Source organism: Acidobacteriota bacterium, from assembly GCA_016712445.1.
Taxonomy (GTDB): domain Bacteria; phylum Pseudomonadota; class Alphaproteobacteria; order Caulobacterales; family Hyphomonadaceae; genus Hyphomonas.
This window is the reverse complement of sequence record JADJRB010000001.1, coordinates 1,131,845-1,152,002: the sequence shown is the minus strand read 5'-3', so window position 1 is coordinate 1,152,002 and position 20,158 is coordinate 1,131,845. Positions and strand designations below refer to the sequence as shown.

22 protein-coding genes are annotated in these 20,158 nt (G+C 64.4%); 13 read left to right on the top strand and 9 right to left on the bottom strand.

Annotated elements, in window-relative coordinates:
- The first annotated feature begins 34 nt into the window (after positions 1–34).
- Positions 35–556, top strand: coding sequence for a GNAT family N-acetyltransferase (locus IPK75_05960; protein MBK8197897.1), 522 nt, complete (start codon positions 35–37; stop codon positions 554–556).
- Here the strand turns inward: IPK75_05960 and IPK75_05955 are convergent.
- The gene (locus tag IPK75_05955; GenBank protein MBK8197896.1) at positions 553–1,323 is read right to left on the bottom strand and encodes a glutaredoxin; all 771 of its coding nucleotides are present in this window, start codon (positions 1,321–1,323) and stop codon (positions 553–555) included. The two genes, IPK75_05960 and IPK75_05955, sit on opposite strands and share 4 nt — an antisense overlap.
- 85 nt (positions 1,324–1,408) lie before the next feature.
- Between IPK75_05955 and IPK75_05950 the strand changes: the two genes are divergently transcribed.
- The 4 genes from IPK75_05950 to IPK75_05935 are packed head-to-tail and all read left to right on the top strand — an operon-like array spanning position 1,409 to position 4,367.
- Entirely contained in the window at positions 1,409–2,599 is a 1,191-nt protein-coding gene (locus IPK75_05950; GenBank protein MBK8197895.1) for an amidohydrolase family protein, read from the top strand.
- Between the two features lie 5 nt (positions 2,600–2,604).
- Positions 2,605–3,423 carry a DUF1801 domain-containing protein gene (locus IPK75_05945; protein MBK8197894.1) on the top strand — a complete coding sequence of 273 codons (819 nt, stop codon included), beginning with the start codon at positions 2,605–2,607 and terminating at the stop codon, positions 3,421–3,423.
- Between the two features lie 54 nt (positions 3,424–3,477).
- Complete coding sequence (locus IPK75_05940; GenBank protein MBK8197893.1) at positions 3,478–3,837, top strand: winged helix-turn-helix transcriptional regulator; 360 nt, start codon at positions 3,478–3,480, stop codon at positions 3,835–3,837.
- Complete coding sequence (locus tag IPK75_05935) at positions 3,834–4,367, top strand: SRPBCC family protein (protein ID MBK8197892.1); 534 nt, start codon at positions 3,834–3,836, stop codon at positions 4,365–4,367. Before IPK75_05940 ends, IPK75_05935 begins: the two co-directional genes overlap by 4 nt.
- Positions 4,368–4,502: 135 nt before the next feature.
- Here the strand turns inward: IPK75_05935 and IPK75_05930 are convergent, their stop codons facing one another.
- Positions 4,503–4,874: a nuclear transport factor 2 family protein gene (locus IPK75_05930; GenBank protein ID MBK8197891.1), complete on the bottom strand. Its 372-nt coding sequence runs from the start codon at positions 4,872–4,874 to the stop codon at positions 4,503–4,505.
- Between the two features lie 124 nt (positions 4,875–4,998).
- On the opposite strand from IPK75_05930, the gene IPK75_05925 reads away from it, so the two are divergent.
- A complete protein-coding gene (locus tag IPK75_05925) occupies positions 4,999–6,039 on the top strand; it encodes an aspartate-semialdehyde dehydrogenase (protein ID MBK8197890.1) in 1,041 nt (346 codons plus the stop codon).
- 132 nt (positions 6,040–6,171) lie between these two features.
- On the opposite strand, the gene IPK75_05920 is transcribed toward IPK75_05925, so the two are convergent.
- Positions 6,172–6,669 (bottom strand): prolyl-tRNA synthetase associated domain-containing protein, encoded by a 498-nt coding sequence (locus tag IPK75_05920; GenBank protein ID MBK8197889.1) that lies wholly within the window; start codon positions 6,667–6,669, stop codon positions 6,172–6,174.
- Between the two features lie 56 nt (positions 6,670–6,725).
- On the opposite strand from IPK75_05920, the gene IPK75_05915 reads away from it, so the two are divergent.
- Together IPK75_05915 and IPK75_05910 are read left to right on the top strand one after the other, a co-directional pair.
- Positions 6,726–7,463 (top strand): hypothetical protein, encoded by a 738-nt coding sequence (locus IPK75_05915; GenBank protein ID MBK8197888.1) that lies wholly within the window; start codon positions 6,726–6,728, stop codon positions 7,461–7,463.
- A gap of 106 nt (positions 7,464–7,569) precedes the next feature.
- Entirely contained in the window at positions 7,570–7,926 is a 357-nt protein-coding gene (locus tag IPK75_05910) for a GIY-YIG nuclease family protein (GenBank protein ID MBK8197887.1), read from the top strand.
- A gap of 166 nt (positions 7,927–8,092) precedes the next feature.
- Here the strand turns inward: IPK75_05910 and IPK75_05905 are convergent, their stop codons facing one another.
- Entirely contained in the window at positions 8,093–8,683 is a 591-nt protein-coding gene (locus tag IPK75_05905; protein ID MBK8197886.1) for a hypothetical protein, read from the bottom strand.
- A gap of 15 nt (positions 8,684–8,698) precedes the next feature.
- On the bottom strand, positions 8,699–9,940 hold the full coding sequence (locus IPK75_05900; GenBank protein ID MBK8197885.1) for an argininosuccinate synthase: 1,242 nt from the start codon (positions 9,938–9,940) through the stop codon (positions 8,699–8,701).
- 166 nt (positions 9,941–10,106) lie between these two features.
- Here IPK75_05900 and IPK75_05895 point away from each other — a divergent pair, with 166 nt between their 5' ends.
- Entirely contained in the window at positions 10,107–12,056 is a 1,950-nt protein-coding gene (locus IPK75_05895; protein MBK8197884.1) for a hypothetical protein, read from the top strand.
- Here IPK75_05895 and IPK75_05890 read toward each other — a convergent pair.
- Positions 12,053–12,472 (bottom strand): DUF4112 domain-containing protein, encoded by a 420-nt coding sequence (locus IPK75_05890; protein MBK8197883.1) that lies wholly within the window; start codon positions 12,470–12,472, stop codon positions 12,053–12,055. The two genes, IPK75_05895 and IPK75_05890, sit on opposite strands and share 4 nt — an antisense overlap.
- Positions 12,473–12,544: 72 nt before the next feature.
- On the opposite strand from IPK75_05890, the gene IPK75_05885 reads away from it, so the two are divergent.
- Both IPK75_05885 and IPK75_05880 read left to right on the top strand, forming a co-directional pair.
- Complete coding sequence (locus IPK75_05885) at positions 12,545–12,886, top strand: DUF952 domain-containing protein (protein ID MBK8197882.1); 342 nt, start codon at positions 12,545–12,547, stop codon at positions 12,884–12,886.
- A complete protein-coding gene (locus IPK75_05880; GenBank protein MBK8197881.1) occupies positions 12,886–13,890 on the top strand; it encodes a quinone-dependent dihydroorotate dehydrogenase in 1,005 nt (334 codons plus the stop codon). The genes IPK75_05885 and IPK75_05880 overlap by 1 nt, the downstream gene beginning before the upstream one ends.
- Here IPK75_05880 and IPK75_05875 read toward each other — a convergent pair.
- Entirely contained in the window at positions 13,859–15,160 is a 1,302-nt protein-coding gene (locus IPK75_05875; GenBank protein MBK8197880.1) for an MATE family efflux transporter, read from the bottom strand. The genes IPK75_05880 and IPK75_05875 overlap by 32 nt on opposite strands.
- Before the next feature lie 239 nt (positions 15,161–15,399).
- Here IPK75_05875 and IPK75_05870 point away from each other — a divergent pair, with 239 nt between their 5' ends.
- Both IPK75_05870 and IPK75_05865 read left to right on the top strand, forming a co-directional pair.
- Positions 15,400–16,482, top strand: a complete 1,083-nt coding sequence (locus tag IPK75_05870) for an FIST C-terminal domain-containing protein (GenBank protein ID MBK8197879.1) — start codon at positions 15,400–15,402, stop codon at positions 16,480–16,482.
- Positions 16,483–16,487: 5 nt separating this feature from the next.
- Positions 16,488–18,053 carry an EAL domain-containing protein gene (locus tag IPK75_05865; GenBank protein ID MBK8197878.1) on the top strand — a complete coding sequence of 522 codons (1,566 nt, stop codon included), beginning with the start codon at positions 16,488–16,490 and terminating at the stop codon, positions 18,051–18,053.
- 24 nt (positions 18,054–18,077) lie between these two features.
- Here the strand turns inward: IPK75_05865 and IPK75_05860 are convergent, their stop codons facing one another.
- Both IPK75_05860 and IPK75_05855 read right to left on the bottom strand, forming a co-directional pair.
- The gene (locus IPK75_05860; GenBank protein ID MBK8197877.1) at positions 18,078–19,178 is read right to left on the bottom strand and encodes a Zn-dependent alcohol dehydrogenase; all 1,101 of its coding nucleotides are present in this window, start codon (positions 19,176–19,178) and stop codon (positions 18,078–18,080) included.
- An 84-nt stretch (positions 19,179–19,262) separates the two neighbouring features.
- Positions 19,263–20,063 (bottom strand): helix-turn-helix domain-containing protein, encoded by an 801-nt coding sequence (locus tag IPK75_05855; protein ID MBK8197876.1) that lies wholly within the window; start codon positions 20,061–20,063, stop codon positions 19,263–19,265.
- Positions 20,064–20,158: the final 95 nt, after the last annotated feature.

The window sequence follows — 20,158 nt, the reverse complement described above, 5'->3', positions numbered from 1 at the left end:
GGGCGGCAGCGGAATTCGGGAGGGCTAGACAAAAATGTCACGGAAATTTCCCCCTTTGGCACAGGTCGGTGCGCCGGAAGTTCGCCTGCGGAGCGAGTGGCGTCCCGGCGACACTGACCTCGTGGTCGACCTTCACGCGCGCGGCTATGCCGGGGAAGGGCCACGCTTTGCCTCTGGTTTTGCTGACTATGTCCGCAAGACGGTCGAGGAAGCGGACCTCACCGACCCCGCGCGCGCAAGCCGCGTCTGGTTCGCCGAGCGCGGCGCTGAAACGCTCGGCTGCGCCGCCATGATCGACCGCGGCGGCCGCGGCCAGCTACGCTGGGTCGTCCTGGTGCCCCAGGCGCGCGGCCTCGGCCTTGGCAAGGCGCTGTTCGAGGCCGCCATGGCCCACGCTGCCGCGCAGGGCTGGCCGGAAGTGTATCTCGAAACCACCGACGGCCTCGGCCCGTCGATGCAGCTCTATCTCGCGAACGGCTTCGAAGTCGTCAGTGATGAGGAAGAAGAACTCTGGAACGGCCGTGGCCGGATGATCGTGATGACGCGCCGCCTCTAGGCGATCGCCCTGGCGACCATCCAGAGCGCCATTACGATCATCATCAGGTTCTCGGTCAACGATACGAAGCCGAGCGGTACATTGCTGCTTCCGCCGACGCACGCACATTTCAGGTCGCGCTTCTCGACATAGACCGCGCGGTAGACCGAAACTGCACCCACCGTGCCGATCAACAGCGCAACCGGCGCTGCCACGAGCCCGGCCACGCCGCCGGCGATCATCAGCACACCCGCGCCCGCTTCCGCAAACGGATAGACATAGGCATAGCGCACCTGCCGGCGCGCCAGCAGGTCATAGCCGAGGAACATGTTCGTGAAGCGCTCGATATCCTGCAGCTTCAGCATCGCCAGCAGGCACATGGCGACCGCGATGAACCATTCGCCCGCGCGGATCGTCAGCACCGTGCCAAACACCGCCCAGCTCATCGCCAGCGCCATCAGCGCCGACATCGCGAACAGGGCGATTACCGGCGTGTAGGATTTCGAGTCCGGCTCGGCCACCTTCAGCCCGAAATGCCGGCGCAGGTCATCATGCCCGCCCACGCGTTCGCCGCCGATGAAAGTCTGCGGCGTCGTCTTCACGCCATACTTCTCCTTGAACGCATCGGTCTCGGCCCGCGAGGCGAGGTGATGATCCTCCACCTCGAAGCCGCGCTGTTCCAGCAAGGCTCTCGATTTCAGCCCGAACGGACAGATATGCTGCGGCGTCACCATCCGGTACAGGACCGCCTTGCCGTCGGTCGAGGCATGGGTGTCGTTGGTGCTCATCGCGAGGCTCCTTGATTGCTCAACGTCCCGGCCTGTGGAATGTTGCCTCCAAAATACGGCCAGAGAGCCACGGAGGAAACGACCCATGTCCTACGCCGCCGGACGGCTGATCCATGATGCGGACAGCCACCTGATGGAAATGCCGGATTGCCTTGATCCGTATTTCGACCGCCGCCTGCTTGCGCGCTATCACGCCTTGCCATCCTTCCAGGCCAAGCTGAAGCGCGCCAAATGGCTTGAGGCCGAGCGCGCCAAGCACGAAGACGCCGCGTTCCGCGCCGGCGCCGAAGGCGCGATCCTGCTGCGCAAGAATTACGAAGCCCTCGGCGCCTTCAACGCATTCGACCGGCCCGCCGTCATGGACCTGCTCGGCTTCGCAAGCCAGCTGGTCTTCACCACCTTCTGCCTCGGCAATTTCGGGCTCGACCAGTCAGGCGACATGGAACTCTGCTATGCCGCCGCCGATGCCCACAACCGGATGATGACGGACTTCTGCGCCGTCGACCGCCGCCTTCTGGCGGTCGCCTATGTGCCGCTCGAAGATTTCAAGCGCGCCGAAGTCACCGCGAAGCTGGCCGTCAAGCTCGGCGCCAAGGCGCTGATGGTGCCGTCCGTATGCCCACAAAACCACGGGCCGAGCCATATCGGCCTCGATCCCGTCTGGCGCATCGCGGAAGAAGCCGGCATCCCGATCCTCCTGCATGTCGGCGGCGAGGAGAAGCTGAACCCCGTCTACAAGCAGAACGGCCTGCCGCCGGTGCCCGATTTCCACGGCGGCGACGACAACTTCACCTCCGTCTCCTATATGCCGATCCCGCAGTCCGCGATGCAGACACTCGCCACGCTCATCTTCGACGGCGTGTTCGATCGCTTCCCGAAGCTGAAATGGGGCGCCATCGAACTCGGCGCCGCCTGGGTGCCCGGATGGATGCGCTCCATGGATTCCGCCGCCCACGCCTTCCTGCGCAATGAAGAGCGGTTGCAGAAACTCTCCGCGAAGCCGTCCGAAATCGTCCGGCGAAGCTTCCGCGCCGCGCCCTATCCGCACGAAGATGCCGGCTGGATCATCCGCAATTCCGGCGACGAAGTCTGCCTCTTCTCATCGGACTATCCGCACGTCGAAGGCGGCCGCAATCCGCTCAAGCGGTTCGACGAAACGCTTGCCGGCTGCACGCCCGCGCAGGTCGCAGGTTTCTACTCGGAAAACTTCATCGACCTGATGGGGGAGGGCCTCGCGGCGGATTTGCGACGTCCGGCAATGAAGGAAAGCGCCTGAACCGCATGGCTCATGCGCCTTCTCCCTCGCAGAAGATAGACACCCGTCTCAAGGAGATTGGCGGCTGGCGCGGCGCGGCCCTCGCAAACATCCGCAGGCTTATCAAGGAAGCCGCGCCGGATGTCGAAGAAACGATGAAATGGCAGAAGCCGTCCAACCCTGCCGGCGTGCCAGTCTGGGAGCAGAATGGCATCCTCTGCACCGGCGAAGTCTACAAGGACAAGGTCAAGCTCACCTTCGCGCACGGCGCCGCATTGCCAGACCCCAAAGGCGTCTTCAATGCCAGCCTCGACGCCAGCACGCGCCGCGCCATCGACCTCGCCGAAGGCGACAAGCTGAACGAGGCCGCCTTCAAGTCGCTCATCAAGGCAGCCGTCGCGCACAACACATCGAAAGCGGTCAAGGCCGGCGGCAAGACCAGGAAGCCCGTCCTTCTCTCTGGCGGAAACCCGCAGATCGCGAAGGGCGACGGCGATGCGCCGGTGCAGGCCTACATCGCCGCCATGCCCGGCTGGAAGCAAGAGGTCGGCCAGCGGCTCGACGCCCTGATCACCGCCGCCGTGCCGGGCGTGCAAAAAGCCGTGAAGTGGAACTCGCCCTTCTACGGCGTCGAAGGCCAAGGCTGGTTCGTCACCTTCCATGTGCTGACGCGGTACGTGAAGGTTACCTTCTTCAAGGGCATCCACCTCACCCCCATGCCCCCCGGCCATACGCCGAAGAGCGGCGAAAGCCGCTGGCTCGACATTCCCGAAGACGGCTTCGACGCGGCGCAGATGAAGAAGTGGCTGAAACAGGCCGCAAAGATCCCCGGCTGGAAGCCCTGAGATTTATTCAACCAATTGGTTGACAATCAAATCCCGTCCCGTATATTCAACCACATGGTTGAACTACTTGACTCCCCCCGCCTCGACGCCGTCTTCCACGCCCTGGGAGACGCCACCCGCCGCCGCATGCTCAAGGAGCTGACCGGCGGCGCCCGCACCGTCTCGCAGCTCGCCGAGCCGTTCGAGATGTCCCTCGCCGCCGCCTCCAAGCACATCAAGTCGCTCGAAGGCGCCGGCCTCATCCGCCGCGAAGTGCGCGGACGCACCCATGTCTGCCACCTCGAGGCCGGCCCCCTCGCGAACGCCCATGACTGGCTCGCCTTCTACGAACAGTTCTGGACCTCCCGCCTCGATACCCTCGAACGCCTTCTGCGCGACGCAGATTCCAAATCCTCCGAAGGAGATCCCCAATGACCAAGCTCGCCGCATCCTCCGCCTACGGCACACTCGTGGAGCCGACCGTCCTGAAACTCGAACGCCTCCTTCCGGGCCCGCCCGAGCGCGTCTGGGACTACCTGACGAAAAGCGACCTGCGCCGCCAATGGCTCGCGTCCGGCGACATGGACCTGACGCCCGGCGCCGAGTTCGAATTCGTCTGGCGCAATGACGAACTCACCAACCCGCCCGGCAAGCGCCCGGACGGCATGGGCGCGGAAAACCGCATGACCTGCAAGGTTCTCGACGTCGATCCGCCGCGCCGCCTCTTCATTTCCTGGGGCGTGCAGTCCGACGTGCTGTTTGAGCTCACCGCCAAAGGCGCCGGCACACTGCTCACCATCACGCATCGCCGCGCACCGAACCGCGACGTCCTGCTCAGCGTCTCCGCCGGCTGGCACGCGCATGTGGACGTGCTGGAGGCCAGACTCGCGGGCACCGATCCCGCACCGCATTGGGACAACTGGGTCAAACTGCGCGCCGAGTATGATCAGCGCTTTCCCGAATAACGTTCGTCAAACAGTGCAAGCTCATCCTGAGCGAAGTCGAAGGATGGGTCACAACAGCCCTTCGCTCGGCTTGGCCCATCCTTCGACTTCGCTCAGGATGAGTGTCGCGTCTTGGGCAATGGTTCAGGTCGACATCTAGCTATAGTCCGCGATCCGGCAGAGCAGGGGCCCGCGAAACTCGAAAAAGCTCGCGCCGCGCACCTTCACGGTCTCGCCGGCGCGCACGCCGTTCGGCAGGTCGACCGCCGCGCGGCCCTCGAACTCGATCTCCGCGGCGGCCTTGCCCGCATCGGTGACGAGGTTGATCAGCCGCTGGCGGCGATACGAAAAGGCATTGCCGGACACTTCCGCCACCTGCCGCATCATCGCCTTGCCATCCAGGCGCATGGATTGTCCGGCATTCGAGATATTCTCGAACACCACATCATCCGTCACGCAGGCCAGCATCGCGTCGATGTCCCGGTCATTATAGCTTGCGATATAACGGCGGATGATCTCGTCCAGCACGGCGCGGGAACCCCTCTTTCGGCATCGCCCCCTCCTGCCAGCCGGGGGCGTATTGCACAAGCCGCTTTAAGCCGGAGCCGAGATGGCCCATATAGCCCGCAAACCACCCGGACTGGAGAACATCATGGGCACGCGCATCGCGGTTGTTGGCGCCACAGGCAATGTCGGTCGGGAGCTTCTCGCCATCCTCGACGAGCGCCTTTTCCCGGCGGACGAAGTCTACGCCGTCGCCTCCCGCCGCTCGATCGGCAAGGAAGTCTCCTACGGCGACCGCACGCTGAAATGCCACGACCTCGAACAGTTCGACTTCTCGAAGGTCGACCTCGTCCTGATGTCGGCCGGCGGCAAGGTGTCGAAGGAATGGTGCCCGAAGATCGCCAAGGCCGGCGCCATCACCATCGACAACTCCTCCGCCTGGCGGATGGACCCGGACGTGCCCCTCGTCGTGCCCGAGTGCAATGCCGACGCCGTCATGGGCTACAAGAAGAAGGGCATCATCGCGAACCCCAACTGCTCGACCGCCCAGCTCGTCGTCGCGCTGAAGCCGATCCACGATGCGGTCGGCATCTCCCGCGTCGTCGTCTCCACCTACCAGTCCGTCTCGGGGAAGGGGAAGGACGCGATGGACGAACTCTGGAACCAGACGCGCGGCGTCTTCGTCAATGACGAGCCGACGCCCGAGATCTTCCCGAAGGAGATCGCCTTCAACGTCATCCCGCACATCGACGACTTCATGGAGGACGGCTTCACCAAGGAAGAATGGAAGATGACGGTCGAGACCAAGAAGATCCTCGACCCGAAGATCAAGCTGGTCGCCACCTGCGTGCGCGTGCCGGTCTTCGTCGGCCATTCCGAGGCCGTCACCATCGAGATGAACGGCGAGATGAGCGCCGACGAAGCGCGCGCCCTGCTGCGCGAAAGCCCCGGCCTGATCGTCCTCGATGATCCGAAGGAAGATCTCTACATGACGCCGAAGGAAGCGGCCGGCGAATGGGCGACCTATGTCAGCCGCATCCGCACCGACCCCACGGTCGAGAACGGCCTCGCCTTCTGGTGCGTCTCGGACAACCTGCGCAAGGGCGCCGCCCTCAACGCCGTCCAGATCGCCGAGGAACTCCTCAACCGCGGTGTCCTCAAACCGGAAACGGCAAAAGCGAAGGCCTGACCTTCAACCCCTCTCCCGCCCTGCGGGAGAGGAGGGGCCCGCCGCCCGGAGCGGTGGGAGGTGAGGGCCTCCGTGCGCAACATGCCTCTCCCTCCGCTCACCCCGGCGACAGCCGGGGCCCGGTAAAGCTGCCTAGAGCACGCTGAAATCCACCACCTCGAAACCGTGCCCCGTCGCTTCCACGAAACGGCGGAAGTCGGCCTGCGAAATCGCGGTCGTCCCGGTGTTCACCAGCGGATGGAAGTTCACCACCTCCGCCGCCGCCAACACGGCGTCCACCAGGAACCGCACGCGGCCTGCGGTATCATTCATCAGCGCAAACGCCGTCACCGATCCGGGCACCACGCCCAGCACCTCGGTCATCAGCTCCGGCGCCCCGAACGACAGCCGCGCCGTCCCGATCAGCTTGTGGAGCTGGTTCAGCCGGATCGGCCCATGCGCCTCCGCCGCGATCAGCACGATCTGCCCGTCCTTGTCCTTCAGGAACAGGTTCTTGGTATGCGCGCCCGGCATCTCCGCCTTCAGCGCGCTCGATTGATCGACGGTGAACATCGCCTCGTGCCAATGCGTCGTGTGCGCGATGCCGAGGCGGTCGAGATAGGCGAACAGGTCTTCGGGGCTTGCTTGCATGGCGCCCATTCGCCAAGACTTGCCCCTCCCGTCAAGAAACGAATGCCCCGCCGCCCATGCACCTCGACTGCTACAAGATCTACGATGTCGCCCCGGAGATTGTCCCCGGCCGGTCCGATCGCGCCTGGATGGACGCCTTCGTCGACCGCCATCCCTATCGCTGCCTGCCGCTGACCATGGCGAACTCCACGGGCTGGGAAATCCTCTGCCCGATGGACATCAAGATCCAGTGGAACGGCGGCCCCCGCATCGAGGACATCAACCTCCTCACCACTGGCGACCCGCGCGCCATCGCTTCTTTCGCCGACAGCCATTTCATGCGCGGCATCGTCACCTTCCACACCGGCCACCTGTTCCGCACGCCGCCCGGCTGGGGCGTCTGGGTCACCGGCCCGCCGAACTGGCCGAAGGACGGCATCGCCCCGCTGACCGGCCTCGTGGAAACCGACTGGCTGCCGTTTCCGTTCACGATGAACTGGCAGATGACGCGCCCCGGCGAAGTCGTCTTCCGCAAGGGCGAGCCCTTCGCCTTCATCACCCTGATGGAACACAAACGCCTCGAGGAGATCACGCCCGAGCGCAAGCTGATGAGCACCAATCAGGAGCTGGTGAAGGAATACGAAGGCTGGCGCGACAGCCGCGCCGACTTCAACACGCGCCTCAAGGGCGGCGAACAGAACGCCATGAAGGAACGCTGGCAACGCCACTACATGCGCGGCGAAAAACCGGACGGCGACAAGGCGGAAACCCACCAGACAAAGCGCCGCCTCAAGGCACCGAAGGAAGTGAAATAGCTACGTTCGTCGGTCGTCATCCCGGTTTCGCCGAAGGCGAAGACCGGGACCCAGCAAAGCAAAAAAAGCGCGTGACAACGCTCAATGTTCCCTTTATGTTCCATACATGCAGTTCAGCTATGTCTACATCCTCGCCTCAAGGCGAAATGGCACGCTTTACACAGGCGTCACCAGCGACCTCGAGGGCCGTATCTGGCAGCACAAGCACGACATCACGCCCGGTTTCGCCCGCAAGTATGATTGCAAGCTGCTCGTCTGGTTCGAAACCCATAACGAAATCGGCGAAGCCATCCGCCGCGAGAAACAGATCAAACGCTGGCACCGCGAATGGAAACTCCGCTTGATCGAAGCAGCCAACCCTTATTGGCGCGACCTCTGGCTGGACTTATTTGTTGCACCGGAGGAGTCGATCTTGCCGGAGGCCAGGGAACTCAACCTCTCTCGCTTCAACCACGTCAGTTAGTCGTCATCCCGGTTTCGCCGCAGGCGAAGACCGGGTCCCAGGCTTCCTTTCTGCGTTCTCGATAGTCTGCTCAAGGACAGTCTGGGTCCCGGACATTTGCTGCGCAAATTCCGGGATGACGACAAACTGGGGAAGGGACTCGCTGAGTTGAAATGTTCGCAGCCCATTAGCCGCTCAGTGGCCAACCCAAGAGATCAAACAGTTGCTTCGTCAGATCGGAAGCGATCTTCTTAACTACTTCGCCTGCGGCAAGGATCATAGCGCCTCTGAGAATTCCATTCACGAAGCGAGATATAATCTCCGGAGAAAGCCTAGCCACACCAAGTGACGCTTCAAAAATTGCGATCTCGGATACCAATATTTCTCGACTGTCGGGATCAATCTCATTGTCTTGCTCGACAGCGAGCTTCAACGCCGAGGCGGTTTTGGATACTTCTTGTCTAGTGACGTCAGAAAGTTCGAGGTAGTTTCTCGGAATGGAGTACCCAAGTTTGAATTCGAACTCTCGCTTCATTTGTTGAAGCAAAACGATCAGCTGCGTTTGGGGATCACGAAGGCTGACTGGCACGTCGTGGATCTTTGAAGCCACTGATCGCGCTTCCATAGCTAACTTTATATCGCCGGAGAGACCTACGATGTGCAGAACCGCGCCTAACCATTCGTGATTCTGCGGCAGATCATGTCTGAACGTGGCTTTGCTGGGAACGGATCCCAACAACCGTACCAGTTCATGCAGAATCCTTTCGTCGGTCGACATCTAAGTATCCAATCACTAGTTCTTCCCGAACTTCCGGTCGCGGCCCGCCATCAGTCTCAGGCGCAGGGCGTTCAGCTTGATGAAGCCTTCCGCGTCCTTCTGGTCATAGGCGCCGTGATCGTCCTCGAAGGTCACGATCTTCTCCGAGTACAGACTATAGGGCGACGAGCGCCCGGTGAGGTAAGCGGTGCCCTTGTAGAGCTTGATCGTCACTTCGCCGGTCACCCAGCGCTGTGAATGGTCGATCGCCGCTTGCAGCATTTCGCGTTCGGGGCTCCACCAGAAGCCGTTATAGATGAGCTCGGCATATTTCGGCATCAGCTCGTCTTTCAGGTGCGATGCGCCGCGGTCGAGCGTGGCCTGTTCGATGCCGCGGTGGGCGACGAGGAGGATCGTGCCGCCGGGTGTTTCGTAGATGCCGCGCGACTTCATGCCGACGAAGCGGTTTTCCAGAAGGTCGAGCCGGCCGATGCCGTGTTTCTTGCCGTAGGCGTTCAGCGCGGTCAGCAGGGTCGCCGGGCTCATCGCCTCTCCGTTGATGGAGACCGCGTCGCCGCGCTCGAAACCGATGGTGATGACTTCGGCCTTGTCCGGCGCGTCTTCCGGCGAAATCGTCCGCATATGGACAAATTCCGGCGCCGCCTCAGCCGGGTTTTCGAGCACTTTTCCTTCCGAGGAGGAGTGCAGGAGGTTCGCGTCCACGGAGAAGGGGGCGTCGCCCCGCTTGTCCTTGGCGATCTCGATGCCGTGCTGTTCGGCGAATTTCAGGAGGTCGGTGCGCGATTTGAAGTCCCAGTCGCGCCAGGGCGCGATCACCTTGATGTCGGGGTTGAGGCCGTAATAGCCGAGCTCGAAGCGGACCTGGTCGTTCCCCTTGCCGGTCGCGCCATGGCAGACAGCGTCGGCGCCGACCATGTCGGCAATCTCGATCTGGCGCTTGGCGATCAGCGGCCGGGCAATCGAGGTGCCGAGGAGGTAGACGCCCTCATAGACGGCATTGGCGCGAAACATCGGGAAGACGAAATCGCGCACGAATTCCTCGCGCACGTCCTCGATGAAGATGTTTTCCGGCTTTACCCCGGCGGCCAGCGCTTTCTTGCGGGCGGGCTCCAGTTCCTCACCCTGGCCGAGGTCGGCGGTGAACGTGACGACTTCGCAGCCGAATTCCACCTGCAGCCATTTCAGGATGATCGAGGTATCGAGGCCTCCGGAATAGGCAAGAACGACCTTTTTCGGGGCGACACGTGGCTTGGCCATGGAAATCCTGACGTCTTTTTCAGCGGAAGGGGGAAAGTGTTGCCTTAAAGACCCGCCCGGTCCCTGACAAGACGGACAGGAACGGGGATTCCAGTGGTTTACGCTTTCCTTAGCCGTTATAGTAAATTCGCAGGATGTGGGCGGCCGCCGGGCCGCCGGAGGCAAGGTGGCAGAGATGCTGAACGACCCGATGGACCAGGTAAGCCGCCGGACGCCGGCCTTGCCGGAAAGCCTGCGCCAAGCTGTCCGCGAGGCAGAAGCCACAGGCCGTGCCGCCGAGGAGCGTGCCCAGTCGGCCATGCCGTTCCGCGCCCGTCTGCGCGCCCGCGACGCCGTCCGGCCCCAGCCGACCCTGTCGATCCTGACCCATTCCGCGCCGATCACGGCCGGTCCGGTCTCCCACTACGCCGTCTCGGAAGTGCGCGCGCTGGAAAAGCCGCGTGTGCCCGGCCGTCCGGCCAGCAAGGCGCCGCTGATCCCGGTCGCGGCCACCGCCGGCGGCATTCCCGTGATCCAGAAGGGCGGCTCCGGCGGCGATGACGGAGACGACGACGAGACGCGCGGCGGCTTCTTCTCCCGCCTCGGCGATTTCTCGCAGTTCGCCTTCGCCGGCCTCGCCGTGCTCGGCCTTGCCGGGCTTTCGGTCATGGCGGCCGAGAATGCCCTCGGCAAGAAACCGGCCAGCGATGATGCGGACGGCGACCTGACGCTGACGACCGCAAGCGTCGAGACGGCGCCGCTCACCGCGAATGTTTCTGCGGCGGCCGTCGAGCAGGCTTCAACGCCGGTCGATGCGGCGCCGACGCCGTGGTTCGACTATCGCGGCACGGCCGACCTCTTGAGAACCCGCGTCGCCGAAATCGAATCTGCCGAGCGGGAAGCCAACCGGCAGGCCGCGCTAGATGCCGACAAGTCCGCGGCCGCTGCCATTGCAAACGCAGAAGCCGCCCGCGTCGCTGCGCAGGCGCCGGCAGCCACGGATGGCCCGGCGGTGATCGACTCGCGCCTACGCGACCGTCTGGCTACGGAAGAAGCGATGCGCACGGCGGATGCCGACGCCGCCATGAAACTGAAGCTGGAACAGCAGGCGGCGGCGGCGAAAGCCGAAGCAGACCGGCTCGCGGCCGAAGAAGCAGCCCGCGCCGCGGCGGCCGCTGCAGAGCGCCAGCGCCTCGCTGATGCGGAAGTTGCCCGCGCGGCGGAAGCCGAGAAAGCACGGCTGGCCGATCTGGCCGCCAAGCAGAAGGCCGCCGAGGCCGAGGCGAAACGGCTGGCCGACGCCGAAGCCGCCAAGGCGGCCCAGGCCGCCGAGGCGAAGCGCCTCGCCGACATCGAAGCCCGTCGCAAGGCCGACGCTGAAGCCAAACGCCTCGCCGATCTTGCTGCGAAGCAGAAGGCGGCAGACGCGGAAGCGAAGCGTCTCGCTGATGCCGAAACGAAACGCCTCGCGGCGGTCGAAGCCAAGCGCGTCGCCGATGCCGAGGCAGCCCGCCTTGCTGCCGCGACGGTGGCCGTGGCTGCAGCGCCGGCGCCGCGTGTCTGGACGAATCCGCCCGGCCGCGCCTCGCTGAAGCCCGTCCGCCCGGCCGCGCCGGTCGAAATGGCGGCGATCGATTCCAGCGGCCTCGGCGAACCGGTTGTGCGCGCCGCGCCGCCCTCGCTGTCGGCCACCACACCTTCGGTGCGCGCCTTTGGTCCGCGCCCGGTCGATGACTTCATCGCCGAGCGCGCGGAATATACCGCCGGACATTCGCTCGATGTGGCGGCTCTTGATGCGCTGAAATCGGATTTCCTCCGCCTCGTCGAATCCAGCGCCGATGGTACGCACCACGAGTTGACTACGCCGGATGGCCGCCCGCTGCTGATCCATTTCGAGCGCACCGTGCCCGTCGATCCGGTTACCGCCAGCATCCACGCGATCAGCTATAATCCGTTGGCGGATGGTAGCATCACGCGCACCTATGCCGAGCCGGCGAACGTCAACGTCAAGGTCATGTGCCGCGATGTGGCCTATGCCTTCCCGGGCCAGGAGCGCGGCCGGTTTGCAGCCTGCGAAAGCGAAGCGGGTGTCTGGACGATGGCGCGCGCGTCGACCACCAACGGCAAGCAGATCTAGCCGCTCACGTCCCCGGTCTTCGCGGCCCGTTTGAGCACATGGCGTTCGACCATCCGGAAATTGCGCTTGTGCGCCTTGAAGAAGAAGTCGAACGCATCGCCCGCAATCGGCACAGCGCCAAGCGTCGCATCAAGCAACAGGTTCGAGCCAATCCGCGCATGCACATGCCAGGGCAGTTTCAGCCGCAGCGAGGTCATCAGCGCCGCCGAGCCCGCCGCCAGGGTAACGGCGTCGCCAAGTACCGGCACAAGCCCGACCAGCGCGTCGGCGCCGAAACGGATGCCCTTGAACTCAAACTGCGTGTCCATGAAACGGGCCATGCCTTGCAGCCATCGCAGCTCTTCATCGACCGTCCGGCCGGTGTGCAGACGCACGCGGCCCAGCGCTTCCCGGTCAATCGGCGTGGGGCGCGGCATGACGTCGTCTCCCGGAAAAGGCGCGCGGCGGATTCTTGCGTGCGCCGGCAAAGCCTGCGAAATCTCAAGGTGATGACAAGCGCACCTGTTTACAAGCTGCTGAGTGAAGCCGACTGGGCGAAGGCCTTGGCCGGCGGCATCACGGCGACCGACCTCGACATGACGGACGGCTATGTCCACCTGTCGACGGCCGAGCAGGTGCGCGAGACTGCCCGGCGCCATTATTCCGGCCAGCCGCGCGTGCGGCTTCTGCGGTTTTCGCCGGAAAAGCTGGGTGAAGTTCGCTGGGAGGCCAGCCGCGGCGGGGAGATTTTCCCGCATCTTTACGGCCCGCTGGAGATCACGCGTGCTGAAGCGGCCTGGTGGCTGCTGCCGGGACCGGACGGCGCCCCGGTGCTGCCGAGGATCCTCTGATGATCACCGAACTCGGCGCGCAGGCGCTGCGTCTTCTGCCGCCGGAAGCGGCGCACGTGGCAACCGTCCGCCTGCTGAGCAAGGGGGTGGGTGTGCCAGCGCGGGCGCCGGTGCTGTCACCCAACCTGGGTGTGACGCTGCCGAAATCGGGTCTGAAGCTCGCTTCGCCGGTCGGCCTCGCGGCTGGTTTCGACAAGAATTGCGATGTGCCGGAGGCGATGGCGAAGTTCGGCTTCGGCTTTGTCGAATGCGGAACGGTGACGCCGCGCCCGCAGCCGGGCAACCCGAAGCCGCGCCTGTTCCGGCTGGAAGAAGACCGCGCAGTGATCAACCGGATGGGCTTCAACAATAACGGGCTCGACTATTTCGTGCGGCGGCTTGCGAAATATTCCCACACGGTGCCGATCGGCGCGAATGTCGGCGCCAACAAGGACAGCGAAGACCGCGCGCAGGACTATGTCACCGGCATTGAGGCCGTCGCGCCGCACGCGGACTATATCACCATCAACATTTCCTCGCCGAATACGCCAGGTCTGCGCGGCTTGCAGGACAAGGCATCTCTGACCGGGCTCCTGTCCCGGTGCGGTGCTGCCGACCGGAAGGGCAAGCCTGTCTTTCTCAAGGTGGCGCCGGACCTGGACGGCGAGGCGATTGCCGACATCTGCGGCGTGGTGCGCGGGGAGGGGGCGTGGCTGTCTGGTCTGATCGTCTCGAACACGACGCTGGCGCGGCCGGCCAGCCTGAAGAGCGGTCACAAAGGCGAGACCGGCGGGCTTTCCGGCGCGCCGCTGTTCAATCCGTCTACGGATGTGCTGCGCCGCTTTGCAGAGCAGCTCGGCGGGGCTTTCGACCTGATCGGGGCCGGCGGCATCGCCTCCGTCGCCGATGTCCGCGCCAAGCTGGCGGCGGGGGCGCATGCCGTGCAGCTTTATTCCATGCTTGTCTATGAAGGCCCGGGCCTCGCCCAGCGGATCAACCGGGAGCTGGCGGAGACATCCGCCTGAGCAGGCCGGGAAGAAAGGCGCCGAGCGTCGCGGCGCGGTAGACATACATCGTCAGGAACGCGCCCCAGACGCCTGCATTGCCATAGGCGGGCCGCAAGGCGAGATCGGTCGCGATATAAAGCACGGCGACCGTGACACCGGAATTGCGCAGTGCGCGGCCTTGCGTCGTGCCGATGAACAGGCCATCGAGCTGCCAGGCCGCCACGCCGAGGAGCGGAACGATGGCGCAGAAGGGCAGGTAGGCGCGGGCGGCGGCGCGCGCTTCGGCGTCGGAGATGAAGGCGTCGATGATGACATTTCCGCCGGCGAGGTACGCGAGCGAGAAGGCGGCGCCGGAGACAATGGCGAACTCGGTCGTCAGCCGCATCGCGCGCACGAGCGCGGCGCGGTTGCGCGCGCCCCAGGCGCTGCCGGCGGCGGTTTCGGCGACGAAGGCGAAACCGTCGAGCACGAAGGCGGCGACGGTGATGAACTGCATCAGTACGGCATTGCCGGCGGTGGCTGCGGTGGAGACCAGCGTGCCGGAGCGGACGAACCAGGCGAAGCAGAGCAGCAAGGCCAGTGTACGGATCATGATGTCGCGGTTCGCCGAAAACATCGCAGCGAGCCGGGCGCGGTCGAACAGGCCCTGGCGGGCGCCGAGACCCTCACGGACGAGCCAAAGGCCAAAGCCGAGCGCGGTCCATTCGGCAATCGCGGTGCCGGCGCCGATGCCGGCGGGGCCGAGTTTCAGGGCGGAGACGAACCAGAGGTCGAGCCCGGCATTGATGGCATTCAGCACGATCTGGAAGGCGAGCATCTGGCCGGTCTTGCCGGTGCCGAGCATCCAGCCGGAGACGGCAATGCCCATCAGGTAAGCCGGCGCGCCCCAGATGCGGGCGTTGAAATAGTCCGTAGCCAGACTTTCGACGCGCTCGGTGCCTTCGAAGGCGAAGGCCATGCCGGCTTTGAGCAAGGGTGAGAGGAGGAAGAGCGCGAGGCCGATGGCACCGCCGAGAAGCAGCGCGCGGACGAGAACGGCGCCGCGTTCGGTCTCGTCGCCGCGGCCGATGGCCTGCGCGGTGAGGCCGGTGGTGGACATGCGCAGGAAGCCGAAGCCCCAGTAGATGAAGCTGAAGGCGACGGCCGCGATGGCAACGGCGGCAAGGTCCGCCTTGTCGCCGTAGCGGCCCATGACGAGCGTATCGACCAGACCGGTCGTCGCCGTAGCCGCCTGCGCCGCGACAACGGGAAGAGCGAGTGCGAGGACTTTCTTCCGGGTAAGTATCATGTCCCGCGTGGTATCAGGGCCCGTGGGATTTGGAAGGCAGAGGCGCCTGTCGCGGGCTGCCTTTCGGCACGGGGGTCTGGTCAAATTGTCGCGAAAACGGGGTTCAGTCAAAACTGACCACATAGCGTGAAGATTCATTAATTCTGCTGTGACACACGTACGCCCATCAACCCAACGGAGTACGTGCCATTCATTGCGTTCGTCCCATCTGGCAGTCAGAGCAAGCCGCGTTTGCACCCGTGACTGCTGCAACGCCTGCAGATTTCGTGCTTTATTTCGGTCCGCGCGAATTGATAGAGAAGCCGTCTGTCTTCAACTCCCTTCGCGCCAGTTTCCCGGGAGCCGAAATCCTCGGGTGCTCTACCGGCACGGTCATCACGGATACGCAGGTGTCGGACAAAGTGGTCGCCGCCATCGCGGTGTCCATGCGCCATACGAAAGTGCGCACCGTCTCGCTCGAGCTTGACGGCGCAGCTTCCCATGCGGTTGGCCGCAAGCTCGCCGAGCAGCTGATGGCCGACGACCTTGCCGGCATCATGATCCTGTCGGACGGATTGAACGTGAACGGATCGACCCTGGTGGCAGGCATCCAGAGCGTGACCGGTCCGTCCCTGCCCGTCGGCGGGGGGCTTGCCGGTGACGGCGCGGCGTTCGCGCACACGCTGGTCGGTGCCAATGCGCTGCCGACAGAAAACACGATCACCGCTCTCGGCTTTTACGGCGACCGGATCGAGATCAACCTCGGGGCGGCGCATGGCTGGGATTTCTTCGGGCCGACACGCCGGGTGACGCGCTCGGAGGGCAACGTGCTTTTCGAAATGGACGGCAAGCCGGCCCTGGATCTGTATGAGCGATATCTGGGCGAGGAAGCTGAAAACCTGCCGGCCTCGGCGCTGCTTTATCCTCTCATGATCACCAATCCCGCAGACCCTGCGGACGAAGTGGTGCGGACCGTGCTGGCAGTGGACCGCGAAGCGCGCACCATGACCTTCGCGGGCGACATCCCCGAAGGCTGGTCGGCGCGGTTGATGCGCGGCGTGTTCGACAACCTCACGGACGGCGCGGCGACAGCGGCACAACGCGCGCTGCCGCCAGAGCCTTCAGACGATGAGGGCCTCGCCCTGTTGGTCAGTTGCGTCGGCCGGCGCTTGCTGATGGGCCAACGTACGGCCGACGAAGCTGAAGCGGCGACATCCGTTCTCGGCGACAAGTTCCGCGACATCGGATTCTACTCCTATGGCGAAATCGCAACGCAAGGCGGCGAAGGCTATTGCGGACTGCACAATCAGACCATGACTGTGATGACCTTCCGGGAGCATTGAATTCCGTGTTTCCGAAGCACAAGACATTTGCACGCCAGCTGCGGGAGCACACGCGGCCCGATGGTTCGATCGATCTCGCAAGTCTTTTCATCGCCGTTGAAGCAACCTACCAGGACAACGACCAGAACCTGAAACGCATCGACCGTGCAAACCGGCTGATGGCGGAGGAACTGGAAGACGCCCTGGCCGTTCGCGACGCCGCGGCGGTCGAACGGGCCGCCCGCCTGGAGGCAATGGAAGCCGCGCAGACGGCGATTGCCGCTAGTGAAGCGCGCTCACGCCACCTCGCCTACCATGATACGCTGACCGGCTTGCCCAACCGCGCACTTCTGCAGGAAAAGCTGGCGCAGGCGATGCAACAGATGCGCCGCTCGGGGGCGACCTTTGCGGTTCACTGCATCGATCTCGACAACTTCAAAAGCATCAACGACACGTTCGGCCATCAGGCCGGGGACGAACTTGTGCGGGCCGTATCCGCCTTGCTCAGCGAGACATGCGGCCGGGACGACACGATTGCGCGCCTTGGCGGCGACGAGTTCGCGATCATCCAGGCGAATGCTTCGGAACAGGATGCCGAGGAACTTGCCGCGCGGTTGGTGGAAGCGATTTCACGGCCAATCGATCTCGAACTGGTGCGGGTTCATATCGGATGCAGCATCGGCATCCTGGTGGTCAACGACGGCTCGGTCGAGCCGCTGGAAACACTGCGCCAAGCCGATCTCGCATTGTACCAGGCGAAGGCTGAAGGCCGATCACGGTTTGTCGTCTTCAGGGACGAGATGGACAAGGTTGTCCGCACACGCCGTGAATTGCAGGAAGACCTGCGGATCGCGATCGCAAAAGGGGATATCGAGCTGGTCTACCAGCCGCAGGTCAACGATGGCGGCAAGATTCTCGGCGTCGAGGCGCTGGCCCGGTGGGTCCACCCGACGCGCGGCCCCATTCCGCCGTCGGTATTTGTGCCGATTGCGGAAGAAGGCGGCCTGATCGTCGATCTTGGCCTCTTCGTCTTGCGCCGCGCGTTTGAGGACGCCGCTCGTTGGCCGGACCTTCAGGTCGCCGTCAACGTATCCGCCGCGCAGCTGCGCATGAAGACCTTCATTCCCCAGATCAGGGCATTGCTGCGAGAAACCGGCGCCCAGCCCAAGCAATTCGAGCTGGAAATCACCGAAGGCGTGTTGATGGGCGATGACCTCGCAACGCACGACACGCTCGAGAAGCTGCGCGCGCTCGGGTTCAGCCTGGCCCTCGACGATTTCGGGACCGGGTATTCGAGCCTGAGTTACCTTCGCCGCTTTCCGATCGACAAGATCAAGATCGATCGGTCTTTCATCGTCAATCTCGGAATGGATGCGGAAGCCGAATCGATCGTGCTGGCCATCGTCAAGCTTGCGCACTCCCTCAACATGAAGGTTGTGGCAGAAGGCGTCGAAACCGAAACCCAGCGCGACTCGGTGTCAGCCGCCGGATGCAACTTCATCCAGGGCTTCCTGTTCGGGAAGCCGATGGTTCCCAACGAGATCGACAAGCTCTGTCCCCGGAACGATTTCTCGCTTTCCGCGGTGGCGTGACGGCGCAAGCGGCCGGTGTGAAACTCAGTCGAGTACCACCACCTGCCGGGCGACCGTGCCCTTGTTGTCCTTCAGGTTCTGCATGGCGCCGGTGATGCCGTCGAGGCCGATCCGGTCGGAAATCAGGTCGTCGAGGTGCAGCTTGCCCTGCCGGTAGAGGTCGACGAAGCGCGGGAAGTCGATCCGGAACCGGTTCGAGCCCATCACCGCGCCCTGCAGGCGTTTCTCGGTGACGAGGAGCTCGATGCCGGGAATCTCGATGTTCACGCCGGGCGAGATCATGCCGATGATCGTGGCGACGCCGCGCGGGCGCAGCATGTGATAGGCCATCTCGGCGGTCTGCTTTGAGCCGACGCATTCGAAGGAATAGTGGACGCCGCCCTTGGTGAGTTGTTTCACCTGTTCGATGGCGTTGCCGTTCTTCGGGTTGACGGTGTCGGTGGCGCCGAAGCGGGTGGCGAGTTGCAGTTTCTCCGGCGAGAGGTCGACGGCGATGATGCGCGAGGCGCCGGCAATCGCCGCGCCGTTGATCGCGGCAAGGCCGACGCCGCCGCAACCGATGACCGCGACGGTTGAGCCCGGCTCGACCTTGGCGGAATGGAACACGGAGCCGACGCCGGTGATGACGCCGCAGCCGATCAGCGCGGCGCGGTCAAACGGCATATCCTTGTCGATGGCGCAGAGCGTGTTCTCGTGGACAAGGATCTGCTCGGCGAAGGAGGAGAGGTTCAGGAACTGGCCGACCTTTTCCTTGCCGATGGACAGGCGGGGCGCTTCGTCCGGACGGCGCTTGAACTGGTCGCCGTTCTGCGTGTGGCAGACCGACATATGGCCGGTGAGGCAGTATTCGCAGACGCCGCAGAAGGGTGAGAGGATCGAGATGACATGGTCGCCGGGCTTTACGGCCGAGACCATCGAGCCGACCTGTTCGACGATGCCGGCGCTTTCATGGCCGAGGATGACCGGCATCTCGGCCGGGAAGTTGCCATCCCAGAAGTGCACGTCAGAGTGGCAGACGCCGATGGCCTTCAGGCGCACGAGCACTTCGCGCGGGCCGGGCTTGGAGATGGTGACTTCCTCGATCGACAGAGGCTTGTTGGCCTCGCGCATCACGGCAGCTTTCATGGCAGTTCCTCCGGGGTTTTATGTTTTCCGGAGCATCGCGCAGGGCAGGGCGTTTGGCCAGTGTGACGCTGCGGCAGCAGGCGTTCAGCCGGGCGCGAGGGTCGCGAAAGCGGTGCGGGTCGCGTCGTCGGCGGGGAAAAGCAGTTCGAGACGCAGGTCACGGACGGTGACGTCTTCGCTGGTGCCGAAATGGGCGATGGTGGAAAGGAAGCGGAGCTTGCCTGCGGGCGTGCGCAGCTCAAGCGGCACCAGCGGACGCCGGGTAGCGGCGACGGGCGGATGGCGCGCGAGGGCTGCGTCCAGCTCGGCGAGGAGGCTGGCAAGCTCGCCGTCCCCTGCGGCCTCAAGCGCTTCTAGCGCGATGCGGCCGCGCAGTTCGGAAAGCACCTCGGGCAGGTTTGCGATCAGGTCGGCTGCGGCATCCGATGCGGTCAGCATACGGATGAGGCTCGTTTCGCCGCCCACCTGCAGCGGCGCGAGCAGGGCGAGGGCCGAGGCATTTGCGTCGCGCACGCGCCAGTGACGGTCCGCGAGGATCGCCGGCCAGGGCGCGTGACGGTCCATCATTTCCTGCAACACCATCCGGAACGGCCCAAGCGCCTCGGAGTCGATCGGCGAGGCGGGAAACACGGCGGCGAAGCCGGCCGCCTGGAGGAGGCTGTTCTGGTCACCGAGCGGCAGCACCAGCCCGTCCGCCAGTTGCAGCACCATTTCGCGGCTGGGTTTGGCCCGGCCGGTTTCGAGGAAGGAGAGGTGGCGCGACGAGATTCCGCAGGTGAGCGCGAGGTCGAGCTGGCTCATCCGGCGGGCAGCGCGCAGGCGGCGCAGCAGGCCGCCGAAGGGGTCGGCCTCGGTCAGCGGGGGCAGCGTGTCGCGCAGGCTCATGCCTCCACCGTCGCAGGCGCGGCGCGGCAAGTCCATGACCTGCGAGGTAATTGCGCTGCCTACCTCGCTGGGTCGATCATTGCGTCCAGTCGCAA